Genomic DNA, 12,993 nt, shown 5'->3' on the forward strand with positions numbered 1-12,993 from the left:
CGACGGGGAAGGTCGGCGGGGGCGATCGGGGGGAGATGCGGCTCCGGCAACGAGGTCGTGTCTCGTGCGCCGGTTCGTGGCGCGGGCGTCGGTCGGTGCCGGGCACGCTGGTGGCGCGCCGCTCGACCGGTGCGGGCTCAGGTGGTGTCGCCGGAGCCGCCGCCGGGGGTGGGCGGCCGGCTCCCGTGCGGGGAGTCCGTGCCCATGGCCGACGGTCGGGTCTGCACCCCGTCCGCGCCTCCGCCGTGGGGATCACGGGGGGAGATGGCGCGGAGACGGTGCGTAACCCAGGTCATACGGACAGAGTGCATCAGAGACGTGCTGCATGCAAGTTGCACGTAGACTTTTGCCAATAAGTGAGCGGCTCGCACGAAACGGCGCTTGAACGCGCCACCACCCGAGCGGCACACTGAGGAACGGTTTCGCCGCCGCGGCCGGCCGACGACCGGCACCACCCCAACGCCGCGTACGCTCGCCAGCCCCGACGGTCGCGCCCGAGGCGGGTGTCGAACCGACGGCGCGTCGAGGCGAGAGGTGACATCGGGTGAGCGAGCGCCGCAGTCCGACCATCCGGCGGCGCCGGCTCGGCGCGGAGTTGCGCCGCCAACGCGAGGCCGCCGGCATCACCATAGAGGCGGTCGCAGAGCAGTTGGAGTGCTCGGCGTCGAAGATCTCCCGCATCGAGACCGGCCACACCACCGCCACGCCCCGCGACGTCCGGGACATGCTCCGCATCTATGGCGTGGTGGGGGCAGAGAGCGACGAGCTGGTGCAGATCGCCCGCGAGGCGCGGCAGAAGGGCTGGTGGCACCCATACAGCACGGTGCTGGTCGGTGCGTTCGTCGGCCTGGAGGCGGCGGCCAGCTCGATCCGGGCGTACGAACAGCAGGTCATACCCGGACTGCTGGAGACCGAGGACTACGCCAGCGCGATGATCAAGGCCGCTCGTCCGGACTTCACCCCCGAACAGGTACGACAACGAGTGCGTGTCCGACTCGGCCGTCAGTCGTTGTTGACCCAGGATGATCCGGTCGATCTGTGGGTGGTGCTCGATGAGGCGGTGCTGAGCCGTCCGGTTGGCGGGGACATGGTCATGCGTGACCAGCTCAAGCGATTGGCGGAGGTGGCCCAACTGCCGAACGTGACGCTCCAGGTCCTGCCGTTCGAGGTAGGGGCGCACGCCGGCATGGACGGCACCTTCACGATCCTCAGCTTTCCCGAACCCGGTGATCCGGATGTCGTGTACGCAGAGAACGCCACGGGTGGGCTCTTCCTGGAGAAGAGCGACGAGCTACAGAAGTACAGCTTCATCTTCGATCACATTCGAGCAGCGGCCCGACGTCCGGAGGAGTCCGTCGAGTACATCGCGAGACTGGCAGAGGAGCCGTTGTGGAAGTGGCGACGCAAGGATTCTCCGTGGACCTGACGCAGGCGACATGGTTCAAGAGCTCGAAGAGTGGGCCGAACTGTGACAACTGCGTGGAGGTGGCGTACGTGACCGGGGCGGTCGGCGTCCGGGATTCGAAGGACAAGGCCGGTCCGGCCCTCGTCTTCGCCCCGGGGCACTGGCACGCCTTCGTCGCCGGCACCAGGGACGGCGCGTTCGGCCGGAGCTGACTGGCGGTAAGCGGTGTGGACGGTCCCCGTCCGGCTCGGCCGGGCGGGGACCGTCGTCGTGTCGGGTGCCCGTGGCCGTCCCGAGGGCTGCCGTCGCCACATCGACCGTGTCTCGTTGTACCTGTCGGTACGCGCTGGTCGACATCCTCCCGGCAGGGCGGGTAACCGAACGAGACAGGCGAGACGCAATGACGAGTATCGGATCAGAGAACATCAGCAACGGTCCCGCGAAGGCGGAGCGGTTCGGCGGTCAGTACCGCGGCGCCCGCCGGGACAGCATGTTGAGCGAGGTGCCGCCGGACGGTGAACGTGGCGGGCGGGACGTCCGGGGCGAGGCGGCGGCGCAGTCGCAGCACGCCCCACCGTCCCTGGACCCGAATCCGCTCACCGAGGGGTCGTTCCCGCCACCGGGATGGCCGATGACGGAGAACCCTTCGCTGGTGGACCACCCGCTGATGCACGGGCTGATGATGGAGTTGCCGCCGCGCGGCAGCGTGCCGCCGCCCGGCTGGCTGGACCGTTGGTTCGAGGCGACCCGGGCGATCCTGGAACTGCTATACGTGCAGGGCTCGGGCCGACTGCGCTGACGTCACCGCCCGCTCCGGCATGGCCAACTCGGCGAGCCGGTTGTGCCGCAGCGCGTGGCGTACGCCGATGGCCGCGACGCCCAACGCGCCCACGGTGACCGCCGGCCCGGCCGCACCGGGTCCGAGCAACTGACCGACGCCACTCGCCGCGATCAGGGCCGGCAGCAGAGCAAGCCCGGTCACCTGCAACGGCAGACCGATCAGCGGGTGGGCGGCGGCGGCCCGCAACCCGTGCGGTGCCGGGGTCCGGGGTGCCGTGGCGAGCGTGGTGGCGCCGGCCAGCAGTCGGCGTACCCGGCGGACCGTGCAGATCGCCACCACGGCGGCGGGGACGGCGGCCAGCGTGAGTCCGCTCGCCGCCCGGTCGGCCAGGGTGGCTCCCGGGGTGCTCAGTCCGGCGATCGGCAGCGCCACCGTCAGGGCGAGCCCGATCCCGGTCAGGCCGAGCAACCAACCGGCGTGCCGGCGCAGCCGGCGGGCGTGGGTCATCCGGGGCAACCCGTCCGCGACGTATCCGGCGACCCACCAGACGGCGGCGACCGGGAGCAGGAGGGCGAGATGGCTCTGCATGCCCATCAGACTTGCCCGCTTTCCGCGCTCGCGAATCCGGGCCCGTCCCCCGTTCCTCCCGTACCCGGTCCCCGTAGGGGGCCATCGCACCGGCGTGATGGGAGTTCCGGCATGTTTATCTGCCTCCGGGCACACCACTACTCTCACCTCGATCGGCTTTCATCGATCAACCTGCCACGAACGGGTCGACGATCGGTGCCGGTCGGAGGGAGGTAGGAAGATGGCTCTTCCACACAGGACCGTACTCGTCGGCCTGGCCGCGCTGGCCATGGTCGCCACGGCCAGCCCGGCCATGGCGGCCGAGCCGGTCGGCACGGTCAGGAGTGCCGGCGGTGCCACCGCCGTCGAGGGCAGCTACATCGTCGTGTTCAAGGACGCCGAGGTGGGCCGCAGCGCCGTCGGCTCGTCGGTGGACCGGCTGCTGCGCCGGCACGGCGGCAGCACGGCCCGCACCTACACCGCCGCGGTACGCGGTGCGGAACTCCGGGTCAGCGCCAAGGCGGCGGCGCGGATCGCCGCCGACCCGGCGGTGGCGTACGTCGAGCAGAACCACACCGTCGCGATCAGCGGCACCCAGACGAACCCACCGTCCTGGGGCCTGGACCGGATCGACCAGCGGAACCTGCCGCTGAACAGCTCCTACACCTACCCGAACACCGCCTCGAACGTCACCTCGTACGTCATCGACACCGGCATCCGGACGACCCACTCGGACTTCGGTGGCCGGGCGACCTGGGGCACCAACACCGTCGACACCAACAACACCGACTGCAACGGCCACGGCACCCACGTCGCCGGTACGGTCGGCGGCACCGCGTACGGCGTCGCCAAGGCCACCCGGCTGGTCGCGGTCAAGGTGTTGAACTGCCAGGGCAGCGGCACCAACGCCGGAGTCATCGCCGGCATCGACTGGGTCACCGCGAACGCGGTCAAGCCGGCCGTGGCCAACATGAGCCTGGGCGGCGGGGCGAACACCTCGGTCGACAACGCGGTGATCAACTCGATCAACGCCGGCATCACCTACGCGGTGGCCGCCGGAAACGGCAACGCGCTGGGCCAGCGGCAGAACGCCTGCAACTACTCGCCGGCCCGGGCCGCTCCGGCGATCACCGTCGGCGCCACCCAGAACAACGACGCCGCCGCCAGCTTCTCCAACTTCGGCACCTGCGTGGACATCCTCGCGCCCGGCGTGAGCATCACGTCGGCCTGGCACACCGGCGACACCGCGACCAACTCGATCAGCGGTACGTCGATGGCGTCACCGCACGTGGCCGGCGTCGCCGCACTGGTCCTCTCGGCCAACCCGTCGTGGACCCCGCAACAGGTCCGGGACTACCTGGTGGCCAACTCCACCCCGAACGTGATCACGAATGTGGGCACCGGCACCCCGAACCAACTGCTCTACGTGGTCAACGGCGACACCCCGCCGCCGACCAACGACTTCTCGGTCTCGGTGTCGCCGACCTCCGGCTCCACCGCGCCCGGTGGCTCGGTGACCGCGAGCGTGGCCACCGCCACCACCAACGGGTCGGCGCAGTCGGTCAGCCTCTCCGCGAGCGGCCTGCCGTCCGGGGCGACCGCCTCGTTCAGCCCGGCCACCGTCACCTCCGGCGGGTCGTCGACGCTGACCGTCACCACCTCGGCGAGCACCCCCGCCGGCACGTACCCGGTGACGGTGACCGGCAGCGCCGCGTCCGGCAGCAGGACCGCGACGTACTCGCTGACGGTGACCGGCAGCGGCAGTGGCGGATGCACGGGCACCAACGGCACCGACGTCACGATCCCGGACGCGGGCGCGGCGGTGACCAGCTCCATCACCATCTCCGGCTGCAACCGGAACGCCGCGTCGAACTCGACCGTCGCGGTGAACATCGTGCACACCTACCGTGGTGACCTGGTCGTCGACCTGCTCGCCCCGGACGGCTCGTCCTACCGCCTGAAGAACAGCAGCATCTTCGACGGCACGGCCAACGTGAACGCCACCTACACGGTGAACCTCTCCAGCGAGGCGGCGAACGGCACCTGGCGACTCCAGGTGCGGGACGTCTACAGCGGAGACACCGGTTACCTCAACACCTGGACGCTCACCCTCTGAGCATCGTCCGTGACGGCACCGGGCCCCCTGGCGGTACCGCCAGGGGGCCCGGTCTCCGTCGTCGGGTCAGACCGCGAAGGTGCTCGGACGCTCGGTGGCCGGTGCCGGCGGGCGGGCCTTCCACAGCCCGGTCTTCTGCGCGAAGAGCCGGCCGAGGTACGCCGGGTTGAGGATCACGTAGCGACGCCAGAGCCGCTTCGGCTCCAGCCCGAGCCGCCAGAACCACTCCAGCCCGGCCCGCTGCATCCACGGCGGTGGCTGGCGCAGCAGCCCGGCGTGGTAGTCGAAGGCCGCCCCGACCGCCATCATCGGCATGTCCAGCAGCGGACGCATCGCGTACGTGAAGACCTCCTGGCGTGGGCAGCCGAGGCCGACCAGGACGAGCCGGGCACCGCTGGCCTTGATCCGGTCGGCGATCTCGACGTCCTCGCCCGGCTGTACGGCGCGGAACTTCGACGCCTCCACCCCGGCGATCTTCAACGCCGGGAACATCCGCTCCAGCTCCGGGATGAGCCGGGCCAGCGTCTCGTCGGTCGAGCCGTACAGGTAGACCGGCAGGCCCTCGTCGGCGAAACGGGAGAGCACGTGCAGGGTCAGCAGCGGCCCGTAGACCCGGTCGGTGAGGCCGGCACCGTGCAGCAGGTTCAACGCCCAGCGCACCGGCTGGCCGTCCGGGGTCACCACGTCGAACGAGTTGAGTCGCGCGTTGTGCGGCGGGTCCAGCACGCCGGTCATCACGCCGTGCACGGCCAGCGCGGTCAACGCCATCGGACGGCGTTCCTGCGCGGCGGCCACCACCCGCTCGGTCGCCTCGGCGTAGTTCGTGGCGTCGACGAGGACACCGAGGACGTTCTTCTTGGTCATGCTCCCGGCACCCACTTGTCCACGTTGGCCTCGTAGATCTCACGCATGATCATGGGTACGTCGTAGACCTGCTTCCAGTCCGGGTAGTCGGCCTGGAACGCCTCGTTCGAGCCGATCCACCACTTGTGGTCGCCGATCCGGTTGGCCTCGACGTACTCCGAGATCATCTCTTGCCCGGTGATCCGCTCGGCCTCGGTGAACGCCTCCCGCATGGAGGTGTTCGAGTGCCGGCCGCCGCCGAGGTTGTACACCGCCGCCGAGCGGGGGTTGCGGAAGAACGCCTCGAACGCGGAGACCACGTCCGAGCTGTGGATGGCGTCCCGCACCTGCTTGCCCTGGTAGCCGTAGATCTTGTACGTCCGGCGTTCCAGGTTGCAGCGCATCACGTACGCCAGGAAGCCGTGCAGTTCGGTCGCCGAGTGGGCCGGGCCGGTCAGCGTCCCGCCCCGGAAGCAGGCGGTCCGCATGTCGAAGTAGCGACCGTACTCCTGCACCATCACGTCGGCGGCGACCTTGGAGGCGCCGAAGATGGAGTGCAGGCAGGCGTCGATCGACATGTCCTCGCGGATGCCCTGCTCGTACGGGTGGCCCGGCTCGATCTCCCAGCGGGTCTCCAGCTCGACCAGGGGCAGGCTGTTCGGCCGGTCGCCGTAGACCTTGTTCGTCGAGCAGTGGATGAACGGTGCCTCCACGCAGTGTTCCCGGACGCTCTGCAGGACGTTCAGGGTGCCGGCGGCGTTCACGTCGAAGTCGGTGAACGGGTCACGGACCGCCCAGTCGTGCGAGGGCTGCGCGGCCGTGTGGATCACCACGGCGACGTCCCGGCCGTACCGCTTGAACAGCGCGCCGAGCGCGCTGCGGTCGCGGATGTCGATGCTGTGGTGCGAGTACCCCTCACCCAGTTCGTCGGTCAGCCGGCGGACGTTCCACGCGGTGGACGCCTCCTCGCCGAAGAACTCCTGCCGCATGTCGTTGTCGATGCCGACGACGTCGAGACCGAGGCCGGCGAAGTGCCGGACCGCCTCGGAGCCGATCAGCCCGCCCGAACCGGTCACGAATGCGACACTCACATGCCACTCCTGGTGCGTCGGAGGCAGAAACCATCGGAGCATAGCGTGACGTTTGGTGCGCCTCGATACGGAGCGAGGGCCCCGCGTCGCCGCGGAGCCCTCGTCTGTGGTGGGGAAGGGGGGAGTTGAACCCCCACGCCCTTTCGGGCACACGGACCTGAACCGTGCGCGTCTGCCATTCCGCCACTTCCCCGTGGCATGACCTCGGGCAGCGTAGCTCGGGCCGGTTCCACCGTCTCCGGCGGACCTCGGCAATGCTACGTGACCCTCGGTCGTCACCGCGAATGGCATTCGCTGCTTCCAGCGGTTACCGTTCGTGGCGGACGAAAGAGTAGCACGACGATCCGAGGCCGTCCGAACGGGCCGTGGCCTGCTGGCCGAGCGGCGTGTGAGCTGCGTGCGCTCTGGACGGATACCATCATGTCCTCGGGACTCGAGGAGGAGCCGGTGAGCGTGCTGCAACGCTTCGAGAAGCGTCTGGAAGGCCTGGTCGAAGGGGCTTTCGCCAAGGTCTTCAAGGGGGTCGTGCACCCCGTGGAGATCCTCAACGCCATGCAGCGGGAGGCCGAGGCGCACAAGGCCATCCTGGCCGGTGGGCGCACCTTGGTGCCGAACCGCTACGTGATCGATCTCTCGCCCTACGACCACAGTCGGCTGGCGCCGTACGCCGCCGCGCTGGCCCAGGAACTGGCCCAGTCGCAGGCGGAGTTCATCGGCGAGCAGGCCTGGACGGTCTACGGCGACGTGATCGTCGAGATCGAGCGCGGTGAAGGGCTGGACACCGGCATGTTCCGGGTCACCGCCGAGGTCTACACCGGTGGCGAGGTCGCCCCGGTCTCGGCGCCCGGTGGCGGGTACGACGCCGGTCCGCCCGGATACCCCTCGTACGACCAGGGCGGCGGCTACGGCCCGCCGCAGGGTCACGGTGGCGGTCGCAACGTACGGCTGGTCTCCGGTGACGGCCGCACCTACCCGCTCCAGATGGGTTCGACCGTGATCGGTCGGGGCGACCAGGCCAACCTGCGTCTGCCGGACGTCGGTATCTCCCGGCGACACGCCCGGCTGGACTTCGACGGCGGCCAGGTCGTGCTGACCGATCTCGGCTCGACCAACGGCACGATGGTCAACGGCCAGCGGGTCTCCGCCGTGGCGCTGAACCCCGGCGACATGATCCAGCTCGGTACGACCACCCTGACCTTCCGCGTGGACGGCTGACCCGCCTTGCCGGAACTCGTCATCACCGTCGCCCGGTTCGGATTCCTCGTCCTGCTGTGGATCTTCGTGTTCACGGTGGTCGGCGTCATCCGTCGGGACCTGTTCGCGGGGGCCCGCTCAGGTCGGCTGGTGGCCGCACCCCGAGCGGTCGGCGCGTCGACCGGCCAGGCGACGGCGAAGCCGGCGAAGGTGAAGCGGGGGCGGGCGGCACACCAGCTCGTGGTGACCGCGGGGCAACTGGCCGGCACCCGGATCACGTTGGGCGAGGCACAGATAACCATCGGTCGGGCGGAGGACTCCACCCTCGTCATCACCGACGATTACGCCTCCGCGCGACACGCCCGGCTCGTACCGCGCGACGGGCAGTGGTTCGTCGAGGATCTCGGTTCGACTAACGGGACGTACCTCGATCGCGCTAAGGTCACCGGACCGACCCCCGTTCCCCTCGGCGTGCCGATCCGGATCGGCCGCACCTCTCTCGAATTACGGCCATGACTCTGACCCTGCGCTATGCGGCCCACAGCGACCGCGGTCTGATCCGTGACGGTAACCAGGACTCCGTCTACGCCGGACCGCGGCTACTCGCCGTCGCCGACGGCATGGGCGGCATGGCCGCCGGTGACGTCGCCAGCAACATCGTCATCGGTGCCATGGCGCCGCTCGACGAGGACGTCCCCGGTGACGCCCTCGTCGACGCGTTGCGTTCCGCCGTGGGCACCGCCAACCAACAGCTCCGCGACACCGTGGAAGCCAACCCACAGCTGGAGGGGATGGGCACCACGCTCACCGCGACCCTCTTCTCCGGCAGCAAGCTGGGCATGGTCCACATCGGTGACTCGCGGGCCTATCTTCTGCGCGACGGTGAGTTCGCCCAGATCACCAAGGACGACACCTACGTCCAGATGCTCGTCGACGAAGGCCGGATCAGCCCGGAGGAGGCGAGCAGCCACCCCCAGCGCTCGCTGCTCACCCGGGCCCTGGACGGCCGGGACATCGACCCCGAGTACTCGGTGCGTCAGGTGCTCACCGGCGACCGCTACCTGATCTGCTCCGACGGACTCTCCGGCGTGGTCAGTGCGGAGACCATCGCCGAGACCATGCGTGAGTACACCGACCCGCAGCAGTGCGTCGAGCGACTCGTGCAACTCGCCCTGCGCGGCGGCGGTCCGGACAACATCACGGTGATCATCGCGGACGCCACCGACCGGGACATCGTCGAGGCGGCCCCGATCGTCGGCGGCGCGGCGGCCCGGGACCGTGGCATGGCGACCTCGGCCGACGTCTCCACCCCGGCCGCTCGGGCCTCGGCGCTCTCCGCGCCCCGCCCGGCCGTGCCGGAGGAGCCCGCCGGCAACGCCGACGACGAGCCGGAGGCCCGTCGCCGCCCGCTGCGGGCACTGGCGATGACGACCGCCCTGGCGGTCATCCTCGGCGGCAGCCTCTACGGCGGGTACACCTACACCCAGCGGCAGTACTACGTCGGTGCCACGCAGGACGGCCAGGTGGCCGTGTTCCGCGGCATCCAGGGTCAGATCGCCGGGATGGACCTCTCCACGGTCCACTCGGAGAGCAGCGCCCAGCTCGACGATCTCACCCTCGCCGCGCAGGAGCAGGTCAAGCAGGGCATCCCGGCCAAGAGTGAGCCGGATGCGGAACGCCGGTTGGCCGAGCTGACGGTGGACAGCCCCACCAACGTCAACCTCAAGCCGATCTGCCCGCCCACGGCGACCCCGACCCCCGACGCCGGCGAACCGTCGCCGGCAGCGGATCCGCCGAGCGGCTCGCCGAGCCCGGTCGGCAGCGCGTCGGTCTCCGCCACGGGTGCCTCCGCGACCCCGCCGGTGCGCCCGTCCGACAACGGGGCGGCGCTCCTGCCCACCACCGGTACACCCGATGCCACGCCCGACACCTTCTCGCCCACCGTCGACCCGGCGGCCTGCCGGTCGCCCGAGTAGGCACCGGCACCCGAACCGAGGACGATCGTGACCGCAGCGGCCACCCCGGCAACCTCGCCCGCCAGTGCGGGCGAGCGTTCCGGCGTACGCCAGGCCCGGTCCCGGCGCAACGCCGAGCTGTCGCTGCTGTTGCTGGCGATGGCCCTGGTCGCGGCGTACGGGGCGATGGTCGAGGCGAACGTGCTCGACACGGTCACCCCGACCTTCTGGGTGCCGGCCGCCGCGCTCACCGCGGTGTTCCTCGGCATGCACCTGGTGATCCGGTTCCTGGCGCCCTTCGCCGACCCGGCCCTGCTGCCGGCGGTGGCCCTGCTCAACGGGCTCGGCGTCGGCTTCCTGCACCGGCTGGACCTGGCCCGGTCGGCTCCCGAGGACCGGGTCGACATGGCCACCTTCGCCGGCACCGGCGGGCGGCAGTTGGCCTGGACGCTGGTCTCGGTGATCCTCGCCGCCGGGCTGTTGGCGCTGATGCGCGACCATCGCTCGATCTCCCGGTACGCGTACACCCTGGGCCTGGCCGGCATCGTGCTGGTCATGCTGCCGGCTGTGTTGCCGGCCAGCATCTCCGAGATCAACGGTGCCAAGCTATGGGTCCGGGTCGGCAGCTTCTCCATCCAGCCCGGCGAGTTCGCCAAGCTCGCCCTGCTGGTCTTCTTCGCCTACTACCTGGTCCGCAAGCGCGAGGTGCTCTCGCTGGCCAGTCACCGGTTCCTCGGCATCGACTTCCCGCGTGGTCGCGACCTGGGGCCGGTGCTGGTGGTCTGGGCGATCAGCCTGCTGGTCCTGATCTTCGAGAAGGACCTGGGCACCTCGCTGCTCTACTTCGGCATGTTCGTGGCGACGGTGTACATCGCCACCGAACGGGTCAGTTGGCTGCTCATCGGTCTGGTCCTCTTCTTCGGCGGCGCCTACCTCGCGTACGTGCTCGGGGAACTGGTCGGTGGACCGTTCGCGAACTTCTACGTCCGGGCCGAGATCTGGCTCGACCCGTTCGCCGAGCCGTACGACGCCGGTTACCAGTTGGTGCAGGGGCTGCTCGCGCTCGGCACCGGCGGGATGTTCGGCGCCGGACCGGGCGGCGGCCAGCCGCTGCTGCTGCCGGAGGTGCAGAACGACTTCATCTTCGCCGGCCTCGGTGAGGAGATCGGCCTGTTCGGCCTCTCCGCGCTGCTGGTGATCTATCTGCTGATCGTGGAGCGTGGGCTGCGGGCCGCCATCGCGGTCCGTGACTCCTTCGGCAAGCTGCTCGCCGGTGGCCTGGCCTTCACCCTCGCGCTCCAGGTCTTCGTGATCGTCGGCGGCATCAGCGGGCTGATCCCGCTCACCGGTCAGACCACCCCGTTCCTCTCCGCCGGTGGCTCCTCGCTGATGGCGAACTGGCTGCTCGTCGCGGTGCTGCTGCGGGTCTCCGACGCCGGGCGCCGCCCGGTGACCGGGATCGGCGGCAAGGTGAACCGCCCGTCCGGCGGACCGCCCGAGCAACTGCACGGTGCCCCCACGGAGGTGATCAAGCCGTGAACGCACCCCTGCGCCGGGTCGGCGTCGTCGTCATCGTCCTGTTCGCTCTGCTCTTCGCCAACCTGAACTGGATCCAGGCGTACAAGGCCGACGAGTACCGCACCAGCGACTACAACGGTCGGGTCCAGGTCGCCGAGTACGAGCGCCGTCGCGGCAACATCGAGGCGGGTGGCACCGCCCTGGCGGTCAGCAAGGAGACCGACGGCGAGCTGAAGTTCCTGCGGACCTACCCGGGTGGGGCGAAGTACGCCCACGTGCTCGGCTACAAGCCGGTCAACCTCGGCGACACCGGGATCGAGCGCTCCGAGAACGACTTCCTCGCCGGCACCAGCGACCAGCTCATCGCCAACCGGATCAAGGACATGTTCACCGGCGACCGCACCGCCGGGGGCAACGTGCTGCTCACCCTCTCCCGGCGGGCCCAGGACGTCGCGTACGACCAGTTGCGCAACAACAACCGGGGGGTGAAGAAGGGCGCGGCGATCGCCATCGACCCGAAGACCGGGGCGGTGCAGGCGATGGTCTCCATGCCCAGCTTCGACCCGAACCCGCTGGCCAGCCACAACACGAACGAGGCGACCAAGGCGTACAACGAGCTGGAGCAGGACCCGCAGCGCCCGCTGCGCAACCGCGCGCTGGGCGAGGTGCTGCCGCCGGGCTCCACGTTCAAGATGGTGGTGGCCGCCGCCGCGCTGGAGAACGGGATCGGCAAGGACACCAACATCCCGGCCGGGCCGAGCTACACCCCGCCCACCTCCGGCGAGGCGATCACCAACGCGGTGCCGTCGATCTGCCCCCAGTCCGAGGTCACCCTGATGAAGGCGGTCACCGACTCCTGCAACACCGGCTTCGCCAAGCTCGGTGTGCAGCTCGGCCCGGACGTGATCAAGGAGAAGGCCCGGCAGTTCGGGTTCGAGCAGGAGGACCTCACCGTCGGCCGGCTCGGCGAGGGCGGTCAGTCGGTGGCGGCCAGCCGTACCGGCGACATGCAGAACCCCGACGGCGGGGCCGATCCGGCGGCGCTGGCCCAGTCCTCCATCGGGCAGCGCGACGTGCGGATGAGTCCCCTGGAGGGGGCGATGATCGCCGCGGCGGTCGCCAACCAGGGCAGTCAGATGCGGCCCTACCTGGTACGCCAGCTCCTCGGGCCGGACCGCACCACGGTCTACGACCCCGCCCAGCCGCGCGAACTGCGCCGTCCGGTGAGCCGGGAGGTCGCCGCCGACCTGCGGGACATGATGGTCAGCGTGGTGGAGAACGGCACCGCCCGGTCGGCTCAGATCAACGGCTACACCGTGGGTGGCAAGACGGGCACCGCCCAGTCGGCGCCCGACCGGCCCGACCACGGCTGGTTCATCGGTTTCGCCATCGACTCCAACGGGGAACCGGTCTCGGCGGTCTGCGTGCTGCTCGAGGAGGCCGGCAGCGGCGGCAGCGCAGAGGCGGCCCGGATCACCGGGCAGATCATGCGCGCCGTCATCGCCGACCGTGGAGGGCGTTGA

Annotated in this window: 12 protein-coding genes and 1 tRNA gene; 9 read left to right on the top strand and 4 right to left on the bottom strand. The window is 70.2% G+C overall.

Annotation, left to right across the window (positions count from 1 at the left end):
- Nucleotides 1-544 precede the first annotated feature (544 nt).
- The 3 genes from ACIBMZ_RS21615 (at nt 545) to ACIBMZ_RS21625 (ending at nt 2,204) form a co-directional block, all read left to right on the top strand.
- Entirely contained in the window at nt 545-1,426 is an 882-nt protein-coding gene (locus ACIBMZ_RS21615; RefSeq protein ID WP_396696461.1) for a helix-turn-helix domain-containing protein, read from the top strand.
- Nucleotides 1,396-1,617 carry a DUF397 domain-containing protein gene (locus ACIBMZ_RS21620; RefSeq protein ID WP_131051387.1) on the top strand — a complete coding sequence of 74 codons (222 nt, stop codon included), beginning with the start codon at nt 1,396-1,398 and terminating at the stop codon, nt 1,615-1,617. Before ACIBMZ_RS21615 ends, ACIBMZ_RS21620 begins: the two co-directional genes overlap by 31 nt.
- 188 nt (nt 1,618-1,805) lie before the next feature.
- Entirely contained in the window at nt 1,806-2,204 is a 399-nt protein-coding gene (locus ACIBMZ_RS21625; protein WP_396696463.1) for a hypothetical protein, read from the top strand.
- On the opposite strand, the gene ACIBMZ_RS21630 is transcribed toward ACIBMZ_RS21625, so the two are convergent.
- Nucleotides 2,172-2,774 carry a hypothetical protein gene (locus tag ACIBMZ_RS21630; RefSeq protein ID WP_396696465.1) on the bottom strand — a complete coding sequence of 201 codons (603 nt, stop codon included), beginning with the start codon at nt 2,772-2,774 and terminating at the stop codon, nt 2,172-2,174. The genes ACIBMZ_RS21625 and ACIBMZ_RS21630 overlap by 33 nt on opposite strands.
- A gap of 220 nt (nt 2,775-2,994) precedes the next feature.
- Between ACIBMZ_RS21630 and ACIBMZ_RS21635 the strand changes: the two genes are divergently transcribed.
- A complete protein-coding gene (locus ACIBMZ_RS21635; RefSeq protein ID WP_396696467.1) occupies nt 2,995-4,869 on the top strand; it encodes a S8 family peptidase in 1,875 nt (624 codons plus the stop codon).
- 66 nt (nt 4,870-4,935) lie between these two features.
- On the opposite strand, the gene ACIBMZ_RS21640 is transcribed toward ACIBMZ_RS21635, so the two are convergent.
- From ACIBMZ_RS21640 to ACIBMZ_RS21650, 3 genes are all read right to left on the bottom strand, one after another.
- Complete coding sequence (locus tag ACIBMZ_RS21640; RefSeq protein WP_350697917.1) at nt 4,936-5,733, bottom strand: WecB/TagA/CpsF family glycosyltransferase; 798 nt, start codon at nt 5,731-5,733, stop codon at nt 4,936-4,938.
- Nucleotides 5,730-6,845 carry an NAD-dependent epimerase/dehydratase family protein gene (locus tag ACIBMZ_RS21645; RefSeq protein ID WP_396696469.1) on the bottom strand — a complete coding sequence of 372 codons (1,116 nt, stop codon included), beginning with the start codon at nt 6,843-6,845 and terminating at the stop codon, nt 5,730-5,732. Before ACIBMZ_RS21645 ends, ACIBMZ_RS21640 begins: the two co-directional genes overlap by 4 nt.
- 65 nt (nt 6,846-6,910) lie before the next feature.
- Nucleotides 6,911-6,996: transfer RNA gene (locus tag ACIBMZ_RS21650), tRNA-Leu, on the bottom strand.
- A 227-nt stretch (nt 6,997-7,223) separates the two neighbouring features.
- Between ACIBMZ_RS21650 and ACIBMZ_RS21655 the strand changes: the two genes are divergently transcribed.
- Genes ACIBMZ_RS21655 through ACIBMZ_RS21675 form a run of 5 tightly spaced genes read left to right on the top strand, consistent with a single transcriptional unit; the run spans nt 7,224 to nt 12,993 of the window.
- Complete coding sequence (locus ACIBMZ_RS21655; protein WP_350697915.1) at nt 7,224-8,018, top strand: DUF3662 and FHA domain-containing protein; 795 nt, start codon at nt 7,224-7,226, stop codon at nt 8,016-8,018.
- A 6-nt stretch (nt 8,019-8,024) separates the two neighbouring features.
- Nucleotides 8,025-8,513, top strand: coding sequence for an FHA domain-containing protein (locus tag ACIBMZ_RS21660; RefSeq protein ID WP_111242783.1), 489 nt, complete (start codon nt 8,025-8,027; stop codon nt 8,511-8,513).
- Nucleotides 8,510-9,973, top strand: a complete 1,464-nt coding sequence (locus ACIBMZ_RS21665) for a protein phosphatase 2C domain-containing protein (RefSeq protein ID WP_396696472.1) — start codon at nt 8,510-8,512, stop codon at nt 9,971-9,973. The genes ACIBMZ_RS21660 and ACIBMZ_RS21665 overlap by 4 nt, the downstream gene beginning before the upstream one ends.
- Before the next feature lie 27 nt (nt 9,974-10,000).
- Nucleotides 10,001-11,491 carry an FtsW/RodA/SpoVE family cell cycle protein gene (locus tag ACIBMZ_RS21670; RefSeq protein ID WP_396696474.1) on the top strand — a complete coding sequence of 497 codons (1,491 nt, stop codon included), beginning with the start codon at nt 10,001-10,003 and terminating at the stop codon, nt 11,489-11,491.
- Nucleotides 11,488-12,993 carry a peptidoglycan D,D-transpeptidase FtsI family protein gene (locus ACIBMZ_RS21675; RefSeq protein WP_396696476.1) on the top strand — a complete coding sequence of 502 codons (1,506 nt, stop codon included), beginning with the start codon at nt 11,488-11,490 and terminating at the stop codon, nt 12,991-12,993. Before ACIBMZ_RS21670 ends, ACIBMZ_RS21675 begins: the two co-directional genes overlap by 4 nt.

This window comes from Micromonospora sp. NPDC049900 (assembly GCF_044461025.1).
Taxonomy (GTDB): domain Bacteria; phylum Actinomycetota; class Actinomycetes; order Mycobacteriales; family Micromonosporaceae; genus Micromonospora.

Coding starts and splice junctions, on each gene's coding strand:
- ACIBMZ_RS21625 (WP_396696463.1), top strand. CDS start 1,806: ATGACGAGTATCGGATCAGAGAACATCAGCAACGGTCCCGCGAAGGCG.
- ACIBMZ_RS21645 (WP_396696469.1), bottom strand. CDS start 6,845: ATGCTCCGATGGTTTCTGCCTCCGACGCACCAGGAGTGGCATGTGAGT.
- ACIBMZ_RS21665 (WP_396696472.1), top strand. CDS start 8,510: ATGACTCTGACCCTGCGCTATGCGGCCCACAGCGACCGCGGTCTGATC.
- ACIBMZ_RS21640 (WP_350697917.1), bottom strand. CDS start 5,733: ATGACCAAGAAGAACGTCCTCGGTGTCCTCGTCGACGCCACGAACTAC.
- ACIBMZ_RS21630 (WP_396696465.1), bottom strand. CDS start 2,774: ATGCAGAGCCATCTCGCCCTCCTGCTCCCGGTCGCCGCCGTCTGGTGG.
- ACIBMZ_RS21635 (WP_396696467.1), top strand. CDS start 2,995: ATGGCTCTTCCACACAGGACCGTACTCGTCGGCCTGGCCGCGCTGGCC.
- ACIBMZ_RS21655 (WP_350697915.1), top strand. CDS start 7,224: ATGTCCTCGGGACTCGAGGAGGAGCCGGTGAGCGTGCTGCAACGCTTC.